This is a genomic window from Thermonema rossianum DSM 10300 (assembly GCF_000426825.1).
Taxonomy (GTDB): domain Bacteria; phylum Bacteroidota; class Bacteroidia; order Cytophagales; family Thermonemataceae; genus Thermonema; species Thermonema rossianum.
In genome coordinates this window covers 19,590-43,448 of the sequence record NZ_AUGC01000013.1, presented here as the reverse complement: position 1 = coordinate 43,448, position 23,859 = coordinate 19,590, and the positions used below count along the sequence as shown (strand labels likewise).

Below are 23,859 nucleotides of genomic sequence, written 5' to 3'. Positions count from 1 at the left end.
CTACATCCACTCCCAAGCGCTGCGGTAGGCACCTATGCTTTCTACATACTGCAAGAAAGACTCGTAAAAAGGATAAGCGCCCACGGTGCTGCTGTCGCCAATGACCACCAAGCGATACTTGGCACGGGTCATGGCGACATTCATGCGCCGGATGTCTTTCAAAAAGCCAATATCCATCGTTTCGTTGCTGCGCACCATGGAAATATAAATCACTTCGCACTCTTGCCCCTGAAAACCATCTACCGTACTTATCTTTAATTGTATGTGCGAAGGCAGCGGTTGTGCCTGCAGCAACTCTTTTAACAGAGCCACTTGTGCACTGTAAGGGCTTATAACACCTATCTGCACGGGGGCAGAAGCCGGGGCACTGCCCCACTCCTCTTCAAGGTGTTTGCACAGCACACGCGCCTCGCCCTCGTTAAAAAAGCTGCCATCGGCATTTTGCTTTTCTTCAAAACCGGTGCCGGCAGTATCTATAAAAGTTATCACTCCGGAAGGCGGCAAAGCCATGATATGCTTGCCAAGCGTGGGCGCTGCTTGCAGCTTTCCTTCATAAAAATGACGGCTTGGAAACTCCATAATTGCCGGATGCATACGGTATTGTACCTCCAGCATGCATGCCGCTTCCGGATGCGCATGCATCAATTTCTCGAAAAGAGTCTGCTGCAAGCGTTGAGCCCGGGGACTGTCAGAAAGCACAGTAGGCGGCAGTTGGCAGTGGTCACCCGCCATGATAAGACGCCCGGCTTTCATCAGTGGAATCCAAATGGCCGGCTCCAAAGCCTGTGCCGCCTCATCTACAAAAACAGTGTTGAAATGCATGCCTTCGAGTAAAGAATGGGCGCAACCTACCAGTGTGGCACATATGACTTGTGCCTGCTCTATCAGCTCGCGCAATATTTGAGTTTCCAGCTGTTGGGCATCTTGCCGCACCTTGCGCGCCTCGCGGTAAAGCAAGCGACGTTGTTCGGCCTCTTCCTTGCCATAGCTGCGTTTATACTTACCTGCCAAAGCACGGTATTCTTCTGCCTGCCGGTACCATTCTTTTAAGCGCTTGAAGTCCGGATGTTTTTGCTTTTGAGCATCTACGGTAAATTGCCATAATTGCTCATCGACGCGTGCCGGATGGCCTATGCGCAATACGCGCAAGCCCTCGGCTGCGAGGCGCTCACACAAAATATCGACCGCCGTGTTGCTGGGCGCAGTGGCCAATACCCGCTTTTCTGTTTCAAGTGTTGCTTTTATGGCTTGCACCAGCGTATTGGTTTTACCCGTACCGGGTGGCCCATGCAACAGTGCCAGCTCATTGGCCGTCAGTATTTTGCGGATGGCCTGCTGCTGCTTTTCGTTCAAAAAATCCGGCAAACGGGGGCTTGTTTCCGGCTGACGGAAAGAAGGCGTGTATTGTCCGGAGAACACCTCAAATAAATGCATTCTGCTCGATTCTTCTTCTTTTTGCCAGGCTTGCAGCGCTTTTTCCATCTGAAGCAGAGACTGCTCGTCAGGCACCTGTTCTACTGTATATTGCTCTCCTTCTTCCAAGAAGTCGGGCAGCTGATCCCCCGAAACAGCCACTGTTATTTCTTTTCCTTCTGCCCATTGCACGACTACCCCGCGGCATTCAATAGAAGAGGCGTCGCCCCTTGGCAACACACGCACGGCATCGCCCACACGCCAGGCGCGATGAGATGCTTGTAAGTTCAATATGCGGAAATGCAAGTACCATACTTCCATCCCCTGATAGCCTATCTGTGCCAAGCGAACGGGGCTTAGGCAAATGCCGGACTCTATTCTTTCTTTGAGCGTTTTTTGGCTTGTTTCACGTACAAAGCGGCTTCTTGCTTCTTCTTTTTCTGCCTGCAGGGCTTCCAACAGCTGCCGGAAATAGTCGGTAGGTTTGACTTTCATTTGCCATGTATTTTTCAACAAAGATGCTAAAAGTGCTTGGCTCCGGTGGGCAAAAAATAAAAAAATAGAAGCTCCACCCAAGGGGCAGAGCCTCTGATTATGTCTTAATGAAAATCGATGGATGATGAAAAAATCTTAATGTTTATGATACAACTCAGCAGTCATTTCAGCCAACTTGTCGGGCGTGGTGCGCTCATATTGGGCAGGAAGTTTAAATACTGCGGGCTTCACTTCGCCCGCTTCGAGGCGGGTAGCGCGCACAATCATGCGCGTGCCTTGTTCATCAACCACTTCGTACTCCAAGGGCAAACCTTCAATGCCATAAAACTGAAAATCAATATGATGATAAGCATTTTTGGGCAGGTCAATGTCTGTGGCTACATAAGCATACACCTGCTCGCCGTTGTCGAGGGTGATGATGGCTTTGCGGCATAAGTGCCCTAAAATTTCTTTGGTTTCATTGGTGTAAACAAGGCGTTTCTTGCCGTCGTTGTCGTTATCGGCTTTTTTATCGGCAGGCACCAGCAAGCGGTGGGCTTCTTCTTGATACACACAGGGCTTGCCTCCCAAGGGCTTTGCCAAACGCTCATGAAACTGTTCTTTGGTTTCTATGAAGAAAAAGCCTTCGTCGTTTTCGAGGTTGGTAAGCGTAGAAAGCACCGAATGCGACAACTCCAAGCTTACTTTCATTTCTTTCCCTTTCACCCATACAGCCATCAGGCTTTGCTGAAGCTGCTGTTTCACCTCTTGAGGCGCATCTTTTATCTCGAATTCATAAGCTACGAAGCCTTCAAAAGTAGCACTTTGCTGGGCTTGTGCCCCCAATCCAAAGAGTGCCGCCAGCAAAATAAACGCTGTTTTTTTCATGAAATCCATCATCATCCAACAGTATTTTAGTTGTACATGTTACAAACATAACAATATTTAACATACTAAGCAAGTTTTTTTCAAAAAAAATACTTTTTTAATAAAACAATTACTAAAAATCAAATAATTATGCAGATTCATACGCTATTTTCAATGTAATTGAATTGCACAAAAAACAAAACATTATACAAGTTCACAAAGTTTAAGTCCATCATATCACCTTTGCAATGAATCAACAAAAACCCTTCATGAGCAAGCTGGTATCAGTAGGCAGTGCTATCAATTTTTTACTACTTTTGTTAACTGTCAAAAAACACAAGAGTTATGAGAATACGCCAAACACTGACTTTTACACTGCTGCTGTTCGTAGTTTTAAGCTTGCCGGGCGCTCAGGAAGCGCGGGCTTGGGGACAAACCGGGCACCGGGTCGTGGGTTACATTGCCCAGTCTTTTCTGAATAAGAAAGCAAAGAAGCGCCTCCAAAAGCTTCTGAAAACCGAAGACCTGGCGCTCTGCAGCACTTGGATGGACGAAATACGCTCCGACGAACGATATGACCATACCCACGACTGGCACTGGGTAACCATACCCGACGGCATGCGCTATGAAGATGCAGAAAAGAACCCCAACGGCGACGTGATTGAGCGCATAGAGTTCATCGTATCTGCCCTGAAAAGCGATACGCTTTCACAAGACCAGGAAGTGGAATATTTGAAAATGCTGGTCCATCTGGTAGGGGACTTGCACCAGCCCTTGCACGTGGGCACCGGCAAAGACCGCGGTGGCAATGATGTGAAAGTAAAGTGGATGTGGCGCTCATCGAACCTGCACCGCGTATGGGACAGCGAAATGATCGACGACAAGCAATTGAGCTATACAGAGCTGGCGCATGCCCTGCTTTTACAAGTAAATAAAACACAAGTAGAAAGTTGGCTGCAAGGCGACGTACGCAGCTGGGCAATGGAATGCGTAGCCCTGCGCCCGCAAGTATATGACACAGGCGACACTGAAAAAATGGGCTATCTTTATCTTTATCGTAACTGGCCCACGGTGGAATTGCAATTGCTTAAGGCAGGCATACGCTTGGCTTACCTGCTCAACGAAATTTATGGTTAAATACCGCTTTATGCGAGTGCCTTTTTTTGACCTAAGCCGGCAAAGTCAAAAGCTGAAACATATTCTTTTACCAAAAATCGAGGAAGTACTGGACAGCGGGCAGTTTAGCGGTGAAGCCTGCGTGTCCACACTCGAGCAAAAACTGGCAGCAATTTGCGGCGTGCCCCATGTGCTCGCAGTCAATAGTGGCACCGCCGCTTTATTTTTGGCACTCAAAGCCCTCAATATAGGCAAAGGCGATGAAGTGATTTTGCCTGCCAACACTTATGCTGCTTGTGCGGCAGCAATCAGACAAACGGGCGCGCGCCCTGTATTCGCCGACATAGATCCATACAGCTGGCAAATGGACCCGCAACAGCTGCCCCACCTGCTGACACCCCACACCAAAGCGGTGTTGGCAGTGCATCTCTATGGCATCCCCTGCGACATCAACACCATTGCCCGTTTTTGTCAGGTACATGGCCTGTGGCTGATTGAAGACGCAGCCCAAGCTTTTGGTACGCAAATAGGGCAACAAAAAGCCGGCAGCTTCGGCGATATGGCAGCCTTTAGCTTCTACCCCACCAAAAACTTGGGCACTGCCGGCGAAGGCGGGGCAATTGCTTTCAAAGATCCAGCCCACCGGCATTTGCTTCGTGCCTTGCGCAACCAAGGCAATGTGCAAAAGTACTACCACGAAGTAGCAGGTTATAACTTCCGTATGGGCGCTCTGGAAGCCGCCATCTTGGAAGCCAAACTCCCCTTTCTGGACGAATGGATAAAACGAAAGCAAGAGATTGTAACTACCTACCGCCGGGCTGTCGATACACCTTACATCCGTTTTCCGCAAGAACCTCCCAATTGCCGCCCGGCTTACCACTTGTGCGTGGTGCAGGTACCCGACAGGCATCATTTTTTGAAATACCTTGATAAAAAAGGCATTGGTTACGGCATACACTATCCCGTGTGCTGCCACCAACAGGCTGTCTTTCGTAGCGAAACAGCCCACTGCCCCCAAGCCGAATACCACGCCGCCCACTGTGTAAGCTTACCCCTGTTTCCGGAACTTAGCCCACAGGAAATAACCTATGTGGCAGAGGCACTAAACGTCTATCGTCCACGTTAATGGAAAAGAGAGCAGGGCTTTTGTGTTTATTGATTTTCAAAGAAAAAATATGCATATTTGTAGAAGAATAAGCATCCATCTTTAAATCTTGCACCCATGAAACCAAATAAAATTATAGAACGCCTGCCTAAACACCTGAAAGCCTTTATTGTTGATCAGGAATACGACCGATACACCGCTTTGGACCATGCCGTATGGCGCTATGTCATGCGTCAGAACTATAACTATTTGCAACATGTTGCCCACGAATCATATATAGAAGGCTTGCGCAAAACGGGGATTACCATAGACAAAATCCCCCATATTGACGAAATGAATGAAATACTGGGCAAAATAGGATGGGCTGCCGTCACCGTGGACGGTTTCATTCCTCCCGCTGCCTTTATGGAATTTCAAGCCTATAACGTGCTGGTAATTGCCGCCGACATACGGCAACTCAAGCACATAGAGTACACCCCCGCGCCCGATATCATCCACGAAGCGGCCGGGCATGCCCCCATCATTGCCGACCCGGCTTATGCCGAATACCTGCGTTATTTTGGACTGATAGGCAGCAAAGCACTGTCTTCAGCGCAAGACTATGCCTTGTATGAAGCCATTCGTCACCTGTCTATCATTAAAGAAGATCCCAATACGCCGCCGCACGAAATAGCCGAAGCCGAAGAGCGTATCAAAGAAATAGAAGCCAACATGGGCGAGCCATCCGAGATGGCGCGCATCCGTAACCTGCACTGGTGGACAGTAGAGTATGGTCTTATTGGCGACTTGAAAAATCCTAAAATATATGGTGCGGGACTGCTCTCTTCTATTGGCGAGAGTGTGTGGTGTATGAGTGATAAGGTAAAAAAACTGCCATACAGCATTGAAGCCGCCGACGTATCGTTTGATATTACCAAGCCCCAACCACAACTTTTTGTGACTCCGAGCTTCCATTACTTATCGGAAGTTTTGGATCAGTTTGCCGATACCATGGCACTGCGGCGTGGCGGCATGTATGGCCTGCAGAAAGCCATTGAATCGAAAAATACGGCTACTGCACAGCTCAACAACGGTGTGCAGATATCGGGCACCTTCGTAGAAGTGCTTGCCGACAACACCGGCACCCCGGCCTACCTGCGCACCCAAGGACCTACCATGCTTAGCTACAACGGGCGCTTGCTCATTGGGCATGACAAAGACTACCATGCCGAAGGATATGGCACGCCCATAGGGCTGCTCAAACAAACCGACCAACCCATCGGCAAAATGAGTTATGGCGACCTGCGTGCCTTAGGTATAGAAGAAGGCAGGCGCTGCCGTCTTGAATACCGCAGCGGCGTGGTAGTAGAAGGGCGCCTGCTGAATGTACGGCGCAACAGCCGTGGTGAAATCATCTTGATGAGCTTTGATGAGTGCAGTGTGGAAATGAACGGCAAACGTTTATTCGAGCCTGCATGGGGCGTGTACGACCTTTGTGTAGGCGAAACGGTGGTGAGTGTCTTCTCCGGACCTGCCGACCCCGAAGGCTTTGAGCTTTTCTATCCGGTGCCGGAAGAAAAAACGCACCGCCCGCAATACGACGAACAAAACCGTGCGCTACATGCACTTTATCAAGCCGTACGCGACATCAGAGAGGGCAGAAGAGAAGCAAGTCAATTGCAAAACATTTGGAAAGAAGCGCAAAACTTCATGAAACGGGAAGAGGTGTGGCTCCTGCTGCTGGAAATGCTGGAAGTGGCTGCCACTCAAGACGGCATGAACCAACTGGCACAAAAGCTGGAAGAGAAACTCAAAGAAATGGCTCAACAGCATAGCCATTTAGCCAAACTCATTCACGACGGGCTGGCACTCATTCCCAACGTAGCCATTAGCTAACAGAGAACACCAATTGTTCATAAAAACTGACCTCAAGCGGGAACCCTGTGTCCCGCTTTGCTTTTTAAACATGGTATCGAAAGAAAAGTGAAAGTTTTTTGTTTTACTTTGCAGAAAAGCCATCATCACATTCACCCACAAAACATAAAAGCATGAAAATACTGATAGCCGGTGCTTCCCGGGGCATTGGTGCGGCTCTGTGCCGCCTGCTGCTGCAGCAACAACACCATGTACTGGCTTTGAGCAGGCATACCGATAGTTTGAAACAACTGGAACGGCAATATCCCCAACAGTTCTCTTTTCTGTCAATCGATCTGGGAAATATGCAGAAAGAAGCGCCACGCCTGCAAAAGTGGCTTGCAGAACAGCATACTCAACAACTGGACCGGCTCATATACAATGCAGGCTATCTGGTAAACAAAAGCTTTGAACTACAAAGTTATTTAGATATAATCAACCAAATCCATGTCAACTTCACCGGTGCCGTACTTCTGTTGCAGCTGCTTCGCCCCTATCTTGGAGCGGGCAGTCATGTGGTAACCATTGGCAGCATGGGGGGCTTTCAAGGAAGCCAAAAATTTCCGGGCTTGGCGGTATATAGTGCATCCAAAGCAGCCTTGGCCACCTTGAGCGAATGCCTGGCACAAGAGTGGCAGGAAGCAGGCATTGCCGTCAACTGTCTGGCATTGGGGGCGGTGCAAACCGAAATGCTGCAAACAGCCTTTCCGGACTATAAAGCGCCTTTGAGTGCAGACGAAATGGCTGCATTCATTGCGGATTTTTGCCTGCACGGGCATCGCTTCTTCAATGGTAAAATACTGCCGGTTTCGGTGTCAACACCTTAAATCTATTCATGAAGCATCAGGTCGTATATATCATTTCAGACATCCATAAATCACTCGCTTTTGAGTGGACAGCCCTTGGTTTAAGAGCAAGAGGCATAGAGCCTGCTTTTATACTGCTCAATTCGAGCCCCCACACGGCTTTGCAAGCGTTTCTGCAAGCGCACCGTTTCCAGGTGACCCACTACCCTCTACATGGAAAAAAGAGCTATCCGCGCCTCTGGTGGCAGTTGTTTTTCTACTTGCACAGGCATCGCCCTTTGGTGGTACACACCCACCTCTTCGATGCCTCTTTGCTTGGCTTGAGCGCTGCCAAGGCTGCCGGTATCCGGCAACGCATCTACACCCGCCACCATTCTACTTTTCACCATGAGTATTTTCCGCGCGCCGTTTGGTATGACCGCCTGCTCAATGCCTTGGCTACCGACATCGTAGCTATCAGCCGCAATGTGGAAGAAGTGCTGTGTGCTATGGAAAAAGTGCCCAAAAGGAAAGTGCACCTTATCCATCATGGCTTCGACCTGCAAAGCTTGGCACATTGCTCCCAAGAGCGGGTGGAAGCCGTGCGCCGGCGGCATGGCATTCCGGCAGATGCTTTTCCAGTAATAGGTGTCATTGCCCGGTATATACACTTAAAAGGCATACAATACATCATTCCGGCCTTTGCGCAGCTGCACCAACAATACCCGCAGGCGCATCTTGTATTGGCCAATGCCCGCGGCGACTATGCAGCCACCATTCACCGGCTCCTGCAAAAACATTTGCCTTCTAAAAATTATACGGAAATCCCTTTTGAAGAAGATTTGGCAGCGCTCTACCGTCTTTTTCATGTGTATGTTCACGTGCCTGTTAACGCCCGGATAGAAGCCTTTGGGCAAACGTATGTAGAAGCATTGGCCTGTGGCATTCCTTCAGTGTTCACGCTGTCGGGCATTGCACATGATTTCATTGTGCATGAAGAAAATGCCTGGGTAGTGCCTTACCGTAATCACGAAGCCATTACGGAAGGCATGCACCGGCTGCTCACCGACCAAGTGTTGCGGCAAAAGGTGATTGAAAACGGCCAAAAGAAGGTTGCCGAGCTTTTCGATTTAGGGCTTATGCTTGATCGCCTGCAGGCGCTGTATCGCCTATAGCAGCTGCGGGTATTCTCTGAAACGGTAAAACTCATAAGTTACTTCTACGGAACCATCTTCACGGAAACGCTTACGCCTTTCCGTGGCATCTACCACACATGTGTAACCTTCCTTCTGTAGCATGCGCACTACGGCAAAAGAAAGCGAGGGCTCGCCCCGTACGAGTATGGTCACTTCGTCTTTGTTTTTGCCCAATTCTTCAATCAAAGCCGTGATACGTAAGAAGCAACGCTCTGCCAAATCTTCCACATAGGACACATCGGCTTCGACGGGCACCTCGGGAAAGCTCACCTCTTCTATTTTGCCATAGTGCCGGATGGCATATTCTTTTTGTGCGGCACTCCATTGTACAAGCGGCAATTGAGAAAAGTTAATAAGCATATGTTTTGTTGTTTTTTTACTCTTCCAACTTCAAATTATCGGCTATTTCCCAATAGGCTTTGAAACAAGCGGCCGTCAAGCGGGCATCTTCCAAAGCATTGTGCTCTTCACCATCGCGGCTTAAACCGAACATGGCGGCAACGGCATCCAAACTATGAGATTTGGGCACCTTTTTGCCGTTGTTTTTCAACACCTTGTACATCAAAAGGCTAAGGCTCATCAGGTCAAGGATTTTGTAGGAAAAGGGCCAGTCTATGTTCTCTTCTTCAAATGCCCACTTCAAAAAATTGACGTCGGTAAGCACTCCTTGCCCGCAAAGTATGACGTCTTTTAAGCTGGCGTATTCGTTGCGTCCGAGTGTCTGCCGGACCCACTGCTCAAAAGACTCAAGCACTTCATAACGTGCCGGGGCATCCTCCAAGTCATAAATAGACAAGCCGTGTATTTCTTCCGAACGCTGCGAAATGGCTTCGGGATTTTCGGGATATACATTGCTCAAAAAATGGCTTTGCTCGTTCCATTGCGCATCGCAAAGCACAGCCCCTATTTGAATCATATCGTGATAGCCCAGGTCGGGCCCGGTAAGCTCCAAATCAAGCACCAGGTATTTCATAGCGGTATAAGTTCTGTTTTTTTACGTTTGAATTATCTACAAAAATAAAAATCCCGTCCGGCAAGCAAAAGCCAAGACGGGATAAACTCAAGGAAGTGCAAACTTATTCAAACAAAATGGTAAACTCTACCCGCCGGTTTTTCTGTCTGCCTTCGGGCGTCGTATTGGGCGCTATGGGGCGGTCAGGTCCCCATCCTTTAGTTACGATACGTGCGGGCTCTATCCCCTGCTCTACAAGGAAGTCTTTTACTGCCTGTGCTCTTCGTTCCGAGAGCTTGATGTTATTGGCACGGCTTCCCACATTATCGGTGTGCCCTTCTACAAGCAGGCGCCATCCGGGCTTGCGCTTCAACAAATTGGCCAGCTCTACCAGGGCACTGTAGGAAGAGGTTTTGATGGTGGCACTGCCGGATTCGAACTCCAAGTTATCAAAAGCAGTTTTTAAGATTTCTTCTTCTTCTTTCTCGAGTTTCGGGCAGCCGTTATTTTCCTTAGGACCGGGCGTAGAAGGGCATTTGTCAAAAGCATCGGGCACGCCGTCGCCATCCATGTCGTTATAAGGACAACCGTCGTTTTCTGCCGGTCCGGCAATTTCAGGGCACTTATCATCGATGTCTTTGATGCCGTCACCGTCGCGGTCCACATAGGGGCATCCTCCGTTGGCTATGTCGCCATACACTTCGGGGCAGCCGTCTTCATGGTCATACAGTCCGTCGCCGTCGGTGTCGGGGCAACCTTTATGGTTCACATCGCCATACACATCGGGGCAGGCATCGTCTTTGTCAGGCACATTGTCCAGGTCACTGTCGGGGCAGCCGCGGAATTGCTCAAAACCGGGCTCAAGCGGGCACTCGTCCACACGGTCTTCCACGCCGTCGGAGTCGCTGTCGGGGCAGCCGTTGAACTGACGCGAGCCGGCTTGCTGCGGGCATTCGTCTTCGCTGTCGGGCACGCCGTCGGAGTCGCTGTCGGGGCAACCATTGAACTGTGGCAACCCGGCCAGTTGCGGGCAGGCATCTTCTGTATCGGGTACGTGGTCGCCATCGCTGTCGGGGCAGCCGCGAAACTCCCACACACCCGGCACGCTCACGCATTGGTCCAACTTATCTGACACCTTATCGCCGTCGCGGTCTTTCGGTTTTTTATGAAAGGCACGGATGCTAATGCCCAAATAAAAGTTAGCCCCCCGCACTTCATTGCTAAGCGCCAAGTTGCTGATCAGGTCACGCGAGCCAAAAAACACAGGACCTATGCGAGCAGCTATACCGGCATTGAAGCCTGTATTGGCATGCACACTCAAAGGCAGATACAAACCATACCTTTTGCTTTCAAAACGCGGCGTCAGGGCATAAGTAGTTATGTAATGGTTTTTGTCTATGTCTTTCACGCCTTGTTTCAAAGCCCATGAAGCAGTAAAGTTAATGCCAATGCCTTGCGTAAAAAGGTAGTCGGCTTGCAAGTTCAAGGCTGTAGGCAGGTTCATTTTGTATTCGCCTTGCGCTTCGGTATAGGTAAAGCGGTTTTTTATGATTTGGTCTATATCGTTAACATCATTGATTTGTTCTTGCGATATGTCCCAGTTTTGAATATCTGCCGTAAAGTTGCGGCTATCGGGGCTTTTGTTGTAACGTATGCGTCCCAAGTCGGTGAGTGAAAGCCCCACCTTGGCGCGGTATTGGTTTTTGGCGCGGTCGGGCAAGTTTTCTTCTCCATCCATTTCATAGCGATACATTTGATAGTCGGGACGCCATTCATACACCACCCCAAAATCAAAACCTACCGAAGGCTTCGCCACGAAGCGGTAAGAAGGCGTTTCCGACAAGCTGAAGTTATCGGAATGCCCGTAACTGAATTCTGTTTGAAACACGGAAACGACATCCTGATTGGTAAATTCATAGCGAAAATCGTTGGCATACATATAAGCAGAACCCAACCCTTGCAAAAGCTTGAGCGTACCGGCAGCTTTCAGGAAATGCTCGCCTTTATCGAACAAAATGCGCCCATAGGTCAAGCCATACTCAGCCCACACGTGCGCTTGCCCCGATACATGGTCGTCGGCAATGGTAGTTTGCCATAAATCCGGGCTATTGAAGCTTTTATAAATCAAACGGGCTGTGGGCTCGTCTATGTCGTCGAAATTCAGAAAGGTGCGCACCCTGGGCATCAATGCCAGCGCGCTTTTGGGCGACAGGCTCAACATCAGCCCCATGGCTTGCATGTCCATATTGAGAAGTGCACGCTTGGGCTTGCCATCTAAATTTTCCCGGAAGTCGCTGTTGTTGTAATCGAACTTCCAGAAAGTGCTGCGCTCCAACCCTAAATAGTTGTTGTTTATGTCCATATTGGCGCCTACAAACAACAGCTGAAATTTTGTGCGTGCATCTACAATATCGGCGGGCTGGAGGTGCACACCGGTCAAGGGGCTGTAGTTGCTGCTGTGCAGACCCCAATAGTTTTGGGCGCGCAGTGCCTCACTCGCAAGCATTGAGCAGCAGAAAACAAAAAAAGAGAGTAATTTATACCTCATAAATCTTTATTTTTTTAAAATTTTGAAATAGCATTCATCAAAAATGATACCACCCAAACTTTGTATTTAGAGCATTTCATATATCTTTCATAAAAAACTACACTAAGCATGCGCAGCCTGAAAGTATTGCATACTGCCGACTGGCACATAGGTAAGTCGCTTAAAGGAAAAAGCCGGTTGGAAGAGCAAAAAGAATTTCTGCAGGAACTCGCCTCCATTGCCGAGCGAGAAGCGGTGGATATCGTGCTTGTTGCCGGTGATATTTATGACAAATACACACCCAGCATCGAAGCTGAAAGCGTGCTGCAAAAAGGTCTTTTGCAGCTGAGCAAGGGCGGCAAGCGGCTTGTGCTGCTCATTGCCGGCAACCACGACTCGCCGGCACGCATCCAAAACCTGTCGATCATGGGCAGCCTGCACGGTATTTTGGCACATGGGCATCCGGAAAAAGGCGAAGCCATCAAAGAAATAACGAATGGAACCATAGGCGAATGGACATTGGCCAAAGCAGCACAAGACTTGTTTGTTTTCCATCATCCGGCATTCCCCTACCCCGTGCAAATCATTGCCACCCCCTTTGCCGATGAAATACGCCTCAATCGCCGTTTGGAGTCTGATTCGGGCAATGCCCTTTACGACTACCTGAAAGATTACTGGCACACACTTGCCGGGCAGTGCAGCCCCGGGGGCATTTGCCTTTTGGCAGCTCATCAGTTTATCATCCGCTCGGGCAAGGCTGCCGAAGACGAGCAGGAAAGTGAAGCAGAACACAGGCTTTCTATTGGTGGCAGCTATGCCCTCAAAGCCGATATATTCCCGGAAAACGTGCAATACGTAGCCTTGGGGCACCTGCACCGCCCCCATGAAGTCACAGCTTCTCATATACGTTACAGCGGCAGCCCCTTAGCCTACAGCTTCGACGAAAGCAAATATGAAAAGAAGGTGGTGGTCGTGGAGCTGCTTCCCGAACAAAAGCCTCAAATCGAAGAGATAAGCTTAGCTGCCGGCAGGCGGCTGCTGGTTTTGGAAGCGGAGGCAAGTGAAACGGTCAAAGAGCAGCTGCAAGCCCACGCAGACGGTTGGGTGCATGTCAATTTTCAGACCATGCCCACCCCTTCGCTACTCAAAGAGCTGCAAGAGCAGTTCCCGCACTTTATCAGTTGGCAGCTGCCGGCCAGCCGGCCGGCAAACGACGGCACGCCCATCGATAACACAACTTTCCAACTAAAGAAACCACACGAGTATTTCGAAGAATACTACCCCCAAGCACATCGTGGTGAAGCCCCCTCCGGTGAAATTTTACGGGCTTTTGCTGATTTGTTGAATGAAATAAAAAACTCATAACCAAATATGCAACCACTTTATTTGCACTTTAAGGGACTGGCTTCTTACAAAGAAGAGCAACACATCGACTTCAGCGAATTAAGTAATGCCGGCTTATTCGGCATTTTCGGGGATACCGGCGCCGGGAAGTCCACCCTGCTCGAAGCCATCAGTATAGCCCTCTATGGAAAGGCACTGCGTGGCAGCCAAAAGAGCATCAAGCATCTTATCAACCGCCATAGCGATGAATTAACCATAGAGTTTATTTTCCGGGGCTTTGACACGCACATTTATGCTTTCACCTACCGCCTCGGTGTGCAGGCAAGAAAGCGAAAAAAGAAAACCGGCACTTTATTTCAAGAAGACGACTACGAAGGTTCAGCAGACAAAAACTATTATCGTTATCACGGCACGGAAGCCCGGGGCAGAGCCCTTTGGGAGAGTTTCAACCAAGGAAAGCAAGAATGGCAAGCACTCGATGAAAAGAAAGGCGAAGAGCAAGCTGCTTTGAAAAACATACCAATAGAACATTTCACCCGCACCATTGTTTTGCCACAGGGTAATTTCGATAAGTTTATTAAAGAGCAGCCATCTAAAAGAAGTGATTTCTTAAGGGAGATTTTCGATTTAAACATTTATGAAAAGATAAAAGAAAAAGCAAAAGAAAAGCTCAAGGAAGCCCGGCAAAGCTTTGAAAACAACAAAAGCCGTCTGGCTGAATACGAAGACGTCAATGAAGAAACCCTTCAACAGAAAAAAAGCGAAGAAGAGCAGCTTTTGAAACGGCTTACCGGCCGGCAAGCCGAAGCCGGACAACTGGAAGAGCGCGTAAAACAAATAGAGCTTGCCCGGATAAAAGAACAAGAGCTGGAAAAACTGCAAAAAGAGCTTTCCGAAATAGAAAGCAGCCTGGCGCAGCTTCCTCAAAATCTCGACACGCAGCAAGAGCGTTTGCAAATAGCACAAGAGCATTTCGAAAGACCTTTAAATATTCGCGACCAAAAGAGGGAAAGCCTGAAAGTAAACCAGGAAAAAGCCCGGCAACTCGCACAAAGCATACAAGACAGACAACAAAAGATACAAGAATACAAAACCAAATACCAAGCATCCAAGGTGCGTTATGAGGGGTTATCAAAAAAGATGCAGAATATCAGCCATTTGGAAACATACATTAAGTGGCATCGAGAGCTACAGAAAGCCCAAAAAAACATAGAATCGCAAAAGCAAGAACAGAAAAAGCAGATATCAGAGCGCAAGCATATAGACAAAAAGCTTCAAGAGCTGTTGCAACGCATCCAGGCAACAGAGGCAAACATCAAGCAACTGGAGGCAACAAATCTGCCGGTACTTATCCAACAATTGCAGAACTTAAAGACTTTTTCTTACGACTACTACACAAAACACGAAGAATGCAAGAAGCTTTACAAAAGCCTGGCAGGCAGGCTAAAACAAATAGACAAGCCCGAAAACAAACACTTATCCACGCTGTTAAAAAAGGCGGTAAAAGAATGCAGCTTTGCACACTTGAATCAAAGCCTACAAGAGCTGCTTATCAGCACAAAAACTGAAATGAAGCTGCGCAGCTTGCGGCAAAACCTTAAAGCCGGTGAGCCCTGCCCTCTATGCGGCTCAACAGAACATGTCACCGAAAACCTTAGCATCCACTCAATATCTCATGAAGAGCTGCAACAACAAGCTTCTTTATTAAAAGATATATCACAAAAAATGCAGCACATGCAGGAAGAATTGAACCACCTCTACAATTTAAAAACACTTTTCATAAGTGGCATAGAAACCTATAACCAAACCAAAGCCGGCGACTTTCCGGCACTTCCACTTCCCGGGGGCGAGCCCCCCCGCGAAAAAGACGCCTTCAACAAAATGTTGGCTGACATTATACAGCAGGTAGAGCAAAAGCAAAATGAACTAAAAGAGAATGAGAAAACGCTTCTGCAACTGAATGCAGAAAAAGAGAAAATACAAAAAGAAGAACAGGAAAAAGCCCAACACATTGCCAAGCAGGAAGGCATTATCCAGGAATTACATAATACCATACAGCGGCTTCAAGAAGAAATAGAAGCATACGAAACGCAGCACCCTGAATATCAAAACAAAAGCATAGAGGAGTTAGAGAAACACGTACAAGCAATTCACAGGGAATATCAAGAAGCAGAAACTGCCTGCAATCAAGCCAAAGAGCAGCTGGAGCAAATAGAAAAAGATCAACATACGGAAGAAGGACAGCTCAAGAGTATTCAAGACAGCATCGTCACTTTGAAAAAAGAGATAAGCGACATTGAGCAAAGCATACGGCAGTTGCTGCAAACATACAGCGAGCTGTTCGGCACAGAAGAAGAGGTGCAACAAATACTCAATGAAAAGCAAAGCATTCAAAACAACATACGCCAAAGAGATACTTTGCGTAGTAGACACGAAGCTTTGAACAAGCAGTTACAAGACATTCAAAAAGCCCGGCAGGCGCTCAGTGTACCCGAATCAGCTGAAGAGCGAGCACAACTCCGCCGGCAGTATAAAGAAATAAAACAGGAAGTTAAGCACTTGCAAGAAGAGAAAGGACGGATTTCGGAAGTTATAAAAGCCATGGAAGAAAGGCTCAATAAGAAAAAGCAGCTTATGGAGTCGTATGAGAAAAGCAGGAAAACGCTGGAAATATGGGAAAGAATAAACAAACTCAACGACGGCAACGGCTTCCTGAACTTCGTACTCGGAAACTACCTGAATAAAGTCAACAGCTTAGCCAACAAACACTTTGAGCAACTTACCAACAATGCATTGTCAGTTGAGATCACCACAGAAAACAACAAAATAGAAATCCAAATCTGTGACCGCCTGAACCAATACACGCGCCCCCTCGAAAGCCTCTCGGGCGGGCAGCGTTTTATTTTATCGTTGAGCCTTGCTTTGGCGCTCTCCGAGCTGCTACAAGATACCCATCGCATACAGCAGCATTTCTTTTTCATAGATGAAGGCTTTGGCAGCCTCGACGAGAAAACCCTCTTCGAAGTGATGAACGTACTTGAACAGCTGGCTTGCGAGGGCAAAGTCATCGGTGTAATCTCTCACGTGCAGTCTATGCGAGAGCGCATCAGAACGGCACTCATAGCTACACACAACGCCCACAAAGGCAGTTATATTCAGTTGGCAGGCACCGATTTCGCTTCATAAAAACAAAAAGCAGGCATGATTTGCCTGCTTTTTATATGAGCACACAGTACAACCTATGCGGTACCTTTCAAAATTTTATTCCAATAGAGCCAAGGCAAAATGTACTTTTTGAGCTGATACATCGTCCAACGCTCTTTCGACTGATCGAAGGGGAAGGTTTCTATAGGATTGTTGTTGTAGTCAAACTCTGCCAGTACCAGCTTACCATAACCGGTCACCAGCGGACAAGAGCCATAGCCGTTATACGAAGCCGAAGGCTGCTTGCCATCCATGACATCCAGCAGGTTTTGCACCAGCACCGGTGCCTGCTTGCGTATGGCTGCCCCCGTCTTGGCATTGGGCGTGTTACTTGCATCGCCTATGCCGAATATGTTGGCATATTTCTTATGCTGTAAAGTGTGTTTGTCCACATCTACCCAGCCGTTGGCATCGGCAAGGGGGCTGTTTCGAATAAAGTCCGGCGCACTCTGCGGCGGTGTCACATGTATCATGTCGAAGTGCATGACCTTCTTCTCTTTGCTGCCGTCTGCTTGGGTCACTTCAAAAGTAGCTTCTTTCCTTGCTCCGTCTATAGCCACCAAATTGTGCTTGAAATCCAAATGAATGCCATAACGATTGACTACCTTCATGAGCGTCTCGGCATATTTCTTCACGCCGAAAATCACCCCGCCCGCCGTACAGAAATGCACGTCGGCTTTATCAAGCACTCCATGCTTTCGCCAGTAGTCACATGCCAAATACATAATTTTTTGCGGTGCCCCTCCGCACTTGATGGGCGTGCCGGGATTGGTAAACAAAGCCGTGCCGCCTTGAAAGTTTCGAATGCACTCGAAGGTGTAAGGCGCCAAGTCGAAACGGTAGTTGCTTGTTACGCCGTTCTTTCCGAGTGTTTCCTCCAGGCCTTCTACCCATTCCCAGCGCAATTGTATGCCGGGGCACACCACCATGAAATCATAAGCTACTTTTTTCCCGCTTGCCAGGTGCACCAAATTGTTTTCCGGTTCAAAACCCTCGGCTTTGTCTTTAATCCATTTGGCTTTTTTGGGCATCACCGATGCCTCCGGGCGCACCGTGTCGTTCACATCATAATCGCCCCCGCCCACCAGCGTCCAGGCAGGTTGGTAGTAGTGTTTGTCGGAAGGCTCCACAATGGCAATATCCAACTTAGGACGCTTGCGCAACAACTGCGCCGCTACCGAAATACCGGCATTCCCGCCGCCAATAATAAGCACTTGATGTTTTTCCATAGCTTTCTTTGTTTTTCTTTATTTCAAAATAAAAAATCATAGTTTTACACAATAATAAGAACATATTTTCATATAATCAATACAAAAACGCCTCTTTTTTAGCGGTTTTTACCGGAAAAGAAGAAAGCTTAGATGCCGGTACTAAGGCAATGCCAATATTTTTTGCTATTACGGCGCTGCCTCCGGAAAATGCACTGCCTGCGCCATAATGACCCAATCATAAAGGCGGTAACGCAATGCACGGGGCAGCCTTCGTATCCAGAACACCTCGCGGTCAATCCATTGCACCCACACCGGATGCGAAAAGAAGCGATAAGCCAAACGCCGCCACCCTCTTGCCGGGCGATACGCATAAGGATTGCGTGCGTGAAGCCCGGGCTTCAATCTCTGCAGCTGTTCTTGTGCTGCCTGGTATTGCCGGATGCGCCGGATGTAAGAAGCACAGGTGATCCAATCGTCATGCCAAGCAATCAAGTCGTAATTGAAGTAAACAGGCACCCCCGCCTGCACGGCACGCACGCCCAAGTCATAATCTTCGGCATCGCGCAGACGCTCATCAAAGCCTCCCAGTTGCTCAAATACTTGGCGGGGCATGGACATGTTGGCGGCTGCCAAAAACACCTTGCCTGCCGGCATCGGTTGTGTGGCATATGCAACCAAAGGCTTCAGCCACAAGCGGCTCAAATAAGCCTTATACCGGTGCATATCGGTGCGCAACAGTGCCTCTTCTTCCAAGGTAGCTCCTACCAGAATACTGTTTTCAAACCGCCGGTGATGTGCTTCATGCATGGCAATACCTTGGGGAATAAGGCGCACGTCATCGTCCAAAAAAATGAGCAGTTCACCTTGCGCCATGCGTGCGCCGCGGTTGCGTGCCACTGCCCGCCCACCATTAGGCGCTTCTATCCATTGCAGCGGCAAGCCCGCCGCATTCCAATGAGCAAGGGCTTCGGCTGTTGCATCCGTAGAGCCGTCGATACTCACAATTACCTCATCGGGCAGGCGGCTCTGCTGCTTGAGTGCCTCCAGACAGCGCAACAAACGTTCTTTTCCGTTATAAGTGGGAATAATGACGCTGATTTTCATCTTTCAATGCTTGAAACTCTTCCAAAGAAGCATAAAAACACCGAAAGGGACAAAATGTCCCCTTCGGATGTAGCGCTCTATAAAAACCCCAGTCCTTCAAATGCTTTCTTCAAATTTGAGTTTACTTGCCTGTGGCATGGCTTTCCCCCCAAACTTGTGTGCATCCACGAAGTAAAAAGCTGTTAGGTTCCAGGCTATCATCGTGGCTGCAAAAAAATAGAGGTTTAAAACCAAGGCAATGCCAAGATGGAAAGCTATGGTAGCCCATAACCACAGCCGGCGGCTCTTATGCCACACAATGAATACAGGATAAAACAGTTCCACTATCACCACACCCCACCCCATAAGCACCCACAGCCAATGGTAATCCGATATGAAGCTAAAATCCCAAGCAAAATCACGGTTTAGATGGTACAAGTGAAATGCTTTCCATACTGACTCCCCGTTTCGCCAGTTGAAACCAACAATTTTTTCCAAGCCGGAAAAAAAATAAACCAAAACTACATGTATTTGGAAAGTACGAAAGTAAGGCGTTGCCCTTCTCATTGCTTCTGTCTGCGGTTTGCCTATCATTGCACGTAAAGAATAAGCGCTGTCAGCAGGAAACAACACCAAATAAAACAACGCCATGGACTCAAAGTAATCTACCCCATAAAAATACAGTGTGGCACCTTGCATCCACGCAGCATGTAAAAACAGCAGCAAAGCCGCTGCCCAACGGCTAAAAAAACCCACTGCAATACATAGAGACAGCCCCAAATACAAAACCTTAAACATCCACAAAGCAAGCGGCTGGCTTATACCATAGTTTGTCAGAAAAGAAACGATGCCGGGCAATGTGATGATGTATTCCGTAGCATATAGATCCAAAATATCGGTGGGCAATATGCCGTTTGTAGAAAACAAGCGCTCGAAGTCAGGCAAAGCCGCCAAAAAATGAAGGGAAAACAATATGCCCATTGCCATACGAAAAAAAACCATGGCTTGCCCCATATAGCTTCTGAAGCCAAAGAAAAACGGTATGATGGACTTCATAAGTCGTATTTTTGTAATAAAATCAATCTTGGTTTTTTGAACAGCTGAAATTCTCTCAACGAAGGATAGTCATACAAATACAAGCTTACGCCTACGCTTTGTGCACCGGTATGCCTTTTTACATAAAATCCCAACTGCTTCAACATAACATCCAAAAGGCGCTCATATTTATCAGGTACTTTATTTTCTTCTTTGCTTAATATTTTGTCCATGTACACCCCCAAAAAGGTATAGAAACGCATATTGCCCTCTTTGCTTTGAATCAAAGGTGTTTCAAGCGTTTTATAGACCTGCCCATTTGCATCTTTCAGCTCGAACAGCACCACAAAATCGCTGGCAACATTAGGCGAAAAGAAACCATAACCCGTTGCCATGCCTGTCAGCTGATACCACTGCGCGCAGCCCGGCAAATCCGTACAATACCTTGCAAATCTGTACACAATGTTCTCTTCAGCCTTTTCCTCACCGTAATAAAAGGTATAGTATCCATCCAAGCCCAGTTTGATGTTGTTCAAAACAATGCCAAGAAGTATTGCAAAGCAAAACAACAACTGTAAACACTGCTTTATGGACATGGCATCACGACTATTCACATGGCGCATGTTCATATTTTTTCAATATTTCATCAAGGGCGGAAGCTGCCTCCCGGCTCATTTCCGCAGATTGAACTTTCATCACCGCACGTGTTCTTTTGGTAGCCTGCTTGAATATAAAACTACTATGAGCTACCGACGATTTGGTCTTTGCTCTTGCAGCCAATGTATGGCTTTTTTGCACCACTACTGCTACTTGCAATTTTCCTTTGTAAGTGAGCTTTTTAAGTCTGCTCCAATCTTCTTTTGAGACAAATTCTTTAAAGCAGATCAAGGTATCGGATACTTCCTGAAGCTTCACTGCATCTTTTAAGGAAGCCATGTTTTTCTTCTGTGGCAACACAAAGCTTGATACTAAGCCCAAAGCGCTTAAAAAGGCAACGACCCATACAATGGAAAAGCTTTTCCTTTGATGCATAACACTTTGTTTTTTAGTTAACAACTATAAATATGTGGTATCACAAACATAAAAAAATCACACAAGTATTTTTTAAAAAAATTTCAACACCTTTGTACAGGTCTTTAAAATTATTCACTCCCGGGCAACCCTCCTTCCTGTTTCTGCATCTATAAAAGAAAACAAGTGTGAATCTTAAAACCATTTACTTCAGTTTAAGTATGAAAAAGCCCAACTTTTTACTGACACTCATCAGTTACGTTTTATTTCCTGCTCTTATCCATGCACAAGGCATTACCCTTAGCGGCAGCGTGCAAGACAGCCTTCAAAAACTGCCTTATGCCACGGTGCTGGTATCCGATTCGCTACAGTTCGAAACCGGCACCACCACCGACGAACAAGGCAACTTTTCTCTTACACTCCCCAACAAGGGGCGTTATTACTTACAAGTAGAGTTTGTTGGTTATCAAACCTTCGGTCAGTGGCTTGAGCTGCAACAAGACCACCATGTGGACATCACCCTGCGTTCCGACCTTCAGCTACAAGAAGTAACCATCACCGCAAGCCGCCCGGCAATAGACATGGGCGCCGGCCGCCTGACTGCCACCTGGCAAAATCCTGAAGCACTGCGTGGCATGACCACGCAGGAAGCACTGAAACGCCTGCCTCTGCTCAAAAAACAAGGCGAAGGACTGCCTCAGGTCTTGGGCAAAAGCCAAACGGTGTACTACATCAACGGCAAACGAAGCCTGTTGTCAGCCCAACAGATTCAGATGCTCCTTGAAAGCATGCCTGCCGAAGAAATCGACCGTATAGAAATCATCATGGCGCCCGGCGCCGAATATGACGAAGGGGGCGACACGGCCATTGTCAAAATATATTTTAAAACCAATAAGCTGCTGACCAAATACTATCTGACACTCAGAGACCAACAAGGCATGTATAACACCCCCGGCCTCTTTGCCAACCTCATTCAACACAAAACATGGCAAATACAAGCTTCTGCCTACAGCCAACTAAGCCGCTACGGGCAGACCATAGACCAACGCTTCGAGTTGCCCCAAGACAAGCAAAGTCTGGTGAAGGTATTCGACTCCCGCGAAAAAAACAACAGCTGGAAAAATGGCATAAACCTGAGCACTGCCCGCTCTTGGCAAGAGCAGCACGAACTGCAGCTATCGGGCAATGCCTCCTACAACACTAACCATTTCGACCCCAACAACAGCTACAGTTACAACGAATATGGCGCGCTGCAAAATGGCGCATACAGCATCACAGAAAGCGGATATACCAACACCACGGAAAAAGAGTTTTCCAAAAGTGGCAGCGCCGATATTCAGTATGCTTTCCGTCATGGAAAGGAACAAAAAAACAAATTATCATTGACATTCAGTACCTTGTTTTCGGAATCTGCCCAACACCGGCACTCTTTGGTTGAGCTCGACGGCAACAACGGCAGTTCAGTTTGGGACTTCCGCCAAGACGTAGCCCAAAACCAAAGCTCGCTCTATGGCCGGATAGACTACCTTGCCATGCTCAACGAAAAAATGAGCTTACAGGCAGGCTTTTACTCCGCACTCACACGCACTGCCTCCGTCGTCGATTGGTTCGACAAAGAAGCCAACAACTATCAAAACAATCCCGGACGCTCCTTCATATACGACTTCAACGAGTGGTATTTTACCCCTTTCATCAGCTGGAAAGCCAATTGGTCTGAGCGTTTCCAAACAGACTTGGGTGTTAAATACGACCGCACCATCAACGAAGGATTCAGCAGCGAACAGCGCCTTTTCAACAACGAATACCGCTATTGGATGCCCAACCTCTCGGTACTCTATGCCCCCTCCGACATGCATCAGTTTTCGCTGAGTATAAAAGGAAGCATGCAACGCCCGGCATTCTGGCAACTGAACCCCATCCGTTATTACCTGGCCCGGGACTGGTACCAACAAGAAAACCCTTTCCTACAACCTTCTTACACCCTGTCTTCCGACCTTTACTACGTGTTTGGTGGTGCCATTGCCCTGATTGGCAACTATAGCTACATCGAAAACGACAACGCACAGCTCACCCTCTCCAACCAAAACAACGAAACCTACCTTTATCGCGACAATTACGGTGACAAACGGCAATGGAATATAGGCATTGCCGGCGGCCTGCCCCTAAGCGAAAAATGGACGGTCTCGCTTACTGCCCTCTACCAACACGAACGCACCCTGCCGCGCAACGAATACGCATTTTTGAAACGTAACTACGGATTTTGGTATTTTGAACTGAACCAAAGCCTGCAACTTATCGATACCGGCAACAGAAAATTATCCCTCACCGCCGACTTCACCTATATACCCGGTCCGCTTTACGAAGGCAATATACGCATCAACAGCCTGCACGGTCTGGACGTAGGCGCTTCCTATACACATGGGCGCTACACCCTTCGTGCCTCCGTGTCCGACATATGGAAAGGCTATGCCTACGAAGGGGGCGGCACCTCCGGCAATCAAAACTGGTCATTCTATAACTACAACGACAGCCGCCGGCTTTCACTCAGCCTGCGCGTGGAACTGGGCAACCGCGGCTTACGCTCACAAGACATCAACATAGACAGTGGCGACATCAAGCAACGCAGCCGCTGATTCACCCAAA

The 23,859-nt window shown here is 48.0% G+C and carries 18 protein-coding genes; 8 read left to right on the top strand and 10 right to left on the bottom strand.

Going from position 1 to position 23,859, the window contains the following annotated elements; genetic code table 11:
- Together K384_RS09755 and K384_RS09750 are read right to left on the bottom strand one after the other, a co-directional pair.
- The gene (locus K384_RS09755; protein ID WP_038031848.1) at positions 1 to 1,908 is read right to left on the bottom strand and encodes an AAA domain-containing protein; all 1,908 of its coding nucleotides are present in this window, start codon (positions 1,906 to 1,908) and stop codon (positions 1 to 3) included.
- 135 nt (positions 1,909 to 2,043) lie between these two features.
- A complete protein-coding gene (locus K384_RS09750) occupies positions 2,044 to 2,790 on the bottom strand; it encodes a hypothetical protein (RefSeq protein WP_157630125.1) in 747 nt (248 codons plus the stop codon).
- A 309-nt stretch (positions 2,791 to 3,099) separates the two neighbouring features.
- Here K384_RS09750 and K384_RS09745 point away from each other — a divergent pair, with 309 nt between their 5' ends.
- From K384_RS09745 to K384_RS09725, 5 genes are all read left to right on the top strand, one after another.
- Positions 3,100 to 3,891: a S1/P1 nuclease gene (locus tag K384_RS09745; RefSeq protein ID WP_038031845.1), complete on the top strand. Its 792-nt coding sequence runs from the start codon at positions 3,100 to 3,102 to the stop codon at positions 3,889 to 3,891.
- 10 nt (positions 3,892 to 3,901) lie between these two features.
- The gene (locus tag K384_RS09740; RefSeq protein WP_038031843.1) at positions 3,902 to 4,996 is read left to right on the top strand and encodes a DegT/DnrJ/EryC1/StrS family aminotransferase; all 1,095 of its coding nucleotides are present in this window, start codon (positions 3,902 to 3,904) and stop codon (positions 4,994 to 4,996) included.
- A 96-nt stretch (positions 4,997 to 5,092) separates the two neighbouring features.
- The gene (locus K384_RS09735; RefSeq protein ID WP_038031841.1) at positions 5,093 to 6,850 is read left to right on the top strand and encodes an aromatic amino acid hydroxylase; all 1,758 of its coding nucleotides are present in this window, start codon (positions 5,093 to 5,095) and stop codon (positions 6,848 to 6,850) included.
- A 152-nt stretch (positions 6,851 to 7,002) separates the two neighbouring features.
- On the top strand, positions 7,003 to 7,695 hold the full coding sequence (locus K384_RS09730) for an SDR family NAD(P)-dependent oxidoreductase (RefSeq protein WP_038031840.1): 693 nt from the start codon (positions 7,003 to 7,005) through the stop codon (positions 7,693 to 7,695).
- 8 nt (positions 7,696 to 7,703) lie between these two features.
- Entirely contained in the window at positions 7,704 to 8,828 is a 1,125-nt protein-coding gene (locus tag K384_RS09725) for a glycosyltransferase family 4 protein (protein ID WP_038031839.1), read from the top strand.
- Here K384_RS09725 and K384_RS09720 read toward each other — a convergent pair.
- From K384_RS09720 to K384_RS13455, 3 genes are all read right to left on the bottom strand, one after another.
- Entirely contained in the window at positions 8,823 to 9,209 is a 387-nt protein-coding gene (locus K384_RS09720) for a hypothetical protein (RefSeq protein WP_038031838.1), read from the bottom strand. The genes K384_RS09725 and K384_RS09720 overlap by 6 nt on opposite strands.
- Before the next feature lie 16 nt (positions 9,210 to 9,225).
- A complete protein-coding gene (locus K384_RS09715) occupies positions 9,226 to 9,822 on the bottom strand; it encodes a 3'-5' exonuclease (RefSeq protein WP_038031836.1) in 597 nt (198 codons plus the stop codon).
- Positions 9,823 to 9,925: 103 nt separating this feature from the next.
- Complete coding sequence (locus K384_RS13455) at positions 9,926 to 12,349, bottom strand: DUF5723 family protein (RefSeq protein WP_157630124.1); 2,424 nt, start codon at positions 12,347 to 12,349, stop codon at positions 9,926 to 9,928.
- A 108-nt stretch (positions 12,350 to 12,457) separates the two neighbouring features.
- Here K384_RS13455 and K384_RS09705 point away from each other — a divergent pair, with 108 nt between their 5' ends.
- Both K384_RS09705 and K384_RS09700 read left to right on the top strand, forming a co-directional pair.
- Positions 12,458 to 13,693 (top strand): metallophosphoesterase family protein, encoded by a 1,236-nt coding sequence (locus K384_RS09705; protein ID WP_051633303.1) that lies wholly within the window; start codon positions 12,458 to 12,460, stop codon positions 13,691 to 13,693.
- Between the two features lie 6 nt (positions 13,694 to 13,699).
- Positions 13,700 to 16,858: an AAA family ATPase gene (locus K384_RS09700; RefSeq protein WP_038031834.1), complete on the top strand. Its 3,159-nt coding sequence runs from the start codon at positions 13,700 to 13,702 to the stop codon at positions 16,856 to 16,858.
- A 53-nt stretch (positions 16,859 to 16,911) separates the two neighbouring features.
- Here K384_RS09700 and K384_RS09695 read toward each other — a convergent pair whose 3' ends face one another.
- From K384_RS09695 to K384_RS09675, 5 genes are all read right to left on the bottom strand, one after another.
- Entirely contained in the window at positions 16,912 to 18,105 is a 1,194-nt protein-coding gene (locus tag K384_RS09695) for an NAD(P)/FAD-dependent oxidoreductase (RefSeq protein ID WP_038031833.1), read from the bottom strand.
- Positions 18,106 to 18,273: 168 nt separating this feature from the next.
- Positions 18,274 to 19,191 carry a glycosyltransferase family 2 protein gene (locus K384_RS13450; protein WP_051633302.1) on the bottom strand — a complete coding sequence of 306 codons (918 nt, stop codon included), beginning with the start codon at positions 19,189 to 19,191 and terminating at the stop codon, positions 18,274 to 18,276.
- Between the two features lie 96 nt (positions 19,192 to 19,287).
- Positions 19,288 to 20,226: an HTTM domain-containing protein gene (locus K384_RS09685; protein ID WP_051633301.1), complete on the bottom strand. Its 939-nt coding sequence runs from the start codon at positions 20,224 to 20,226 to the stop codon at positions 19,288 to 19,290.
- Positions 20,223 to 20,741 (bottom strand): hypothetical protein, encoded by a 519-nt coding sequence (locus tag K384_RS09680; RefSeq protein WP_157630123.1) that lies wholly within the window; start codon positions 20,739 to 20,741, stop codon positions 20,223 to 20,225. The genes K384_RS09685 and K384_RS09680 overlap by 4 nt, the downstream gene beginning before the upstream one ends.
- 70 nt (positions 20,742 to 20,811) lie before the next feature.
- The gene (locus tag K384_RS09675) at positions 20,812 to 21,237 is read right to left on the bottom strand and encodes a hypothetical protein (protein WP_038031828.1); all 426 of its coding nucleotides are present in this window, start codon (positions 21,235 to 21,237) and stop codon (positions 20,812 to 20,814) included.
- Between the two features lie 167 nt (positions 21,238 to 21,404).
- On the opposite strand from K384_RS09675, the gene K384_RS09670 reads away from it, so the two are divergent.
- Positions 21,405 to 23,849, top strand: coding sequence for an outer membrane beta-barrel protein (locus tag K384_RS09670; protein ID WP_157630122.1), 2,445 nt, complete (start codon positions 21,405 to 21,407; stop codon positions 23,847 to 23,849).
- Positions 23,850 to 23,859: the final 10 nt, after the last annotated feature.

Bases quoted from the DNA above. Each gene is read 5' to 3' on its own strand.
- K384_RS09705 (WP_051633303.1), top strand. From the start codon at position 12,458: ATGCGCAGCCTGAAAGTATTGCATACTGCCGACTGGCACATAGGTAAG.
- K384_RS09735 (WP_038031841.1), top strand. From the start codon at position 5,093: ATGAAACCAAATAAAATTATAGAACGCCTGCCTAAACACCTGAAAGCC.
- K384_RS09695 (WP_038031833.1), bottom strand. From the start codon at position 18,105: ATGGAAAAACATCAAGTGCTTATTATTGGCGGCGGGAATGCCGGTATT.
- K384_RS09725 (WP_038031839.1), top strand. From the start codon at position 7,704: ATGAAGCATCAGGTCGTATATATCATTTCAGACATCCATAAATCACTC.
- K384_RS13450 (WP_051633302.1), bottom strand. From the start codon at position 19,191: ATGAAAATCAGCGTCATTATTCCCACTTATAACGGAAAAGAACGTTTG.
- K384_RS09730 (WP_038031840.1), top strand. From the start codon at position 7,003: ATGAAAATACTGATAGCCGGTGCTTCCCGGGGCATTGGTGCGGCTCTG.
- K384_RS09700 (WP_038031834.1), top strand. From the start codon at position 13,700: ATGCAACCACTTTATTTGCACTTTAAGGGACTGGCTTCTTACAAAGAA.
- K384_RS09715 (WP_038031836.1), bottom strand. From the start codon at position 9,822: ATGAAATACCTGGTGCTTGATTTGGAGCTTACCGGGCCCGACCTGGGC.
- K384_RS09745 (WP_038031845.1), top strand. From the start codon at position 3,100: ATGAGAATACGCCAAACACTGACTTTTACACTGCTGCTGTTCGTAGTT.
- K384_RS13455 (WP_157630124.1), bottom strand. From the start codon at position 12,349: ATGAGGTATAAATTACTCTCTTTTTTTGTTTTCTGCTGCTCAATGCTT.
- K384_RS09685 (WP_051633301.1), bottom strand. From the start codon at position 20,226: ATGAAGTCCATCATACCGTTTTTCTTTGGCTTCAGAAGCTATATGGGG.
- K384_RS09755 (WP_038031848.1), bottom strand. From the start codon at position 1,908: ATGAAAGTCAAACCTACCGACTATTTCCGGCAGCTGTTGGAAGCCCTG.
- K384_RS09740 (WP_038031843.1), top strand. From the start codon at position 3,902: ATGCGAGTGCCTTTTTTTGACCTAAGCCGGCAAAGTCAAAAGCTGAAA.
- K384_RS09720 (WP_038031838.1), bottom strand. From the start codon at position 9,209: ATGCTTATTAACTTTTCTCAATTGCCGCTTGTACAATGGAGTGCCGCA.
- K384_RS09750 (WP_157630125.1), bottom strand. From the start codon at position 2,790: ATGATGATGGATTTCATGAAAAAAACAGCGTTTATTTTGCTGGCGGCA.
- K384_RS09675 (WP_038031828.1), bottom strand. From the start codon at position 21,237: ATGCATCAAAGGAAAAGCTTTTCCATTGTATGGGTCGTTGCCTTTTTA.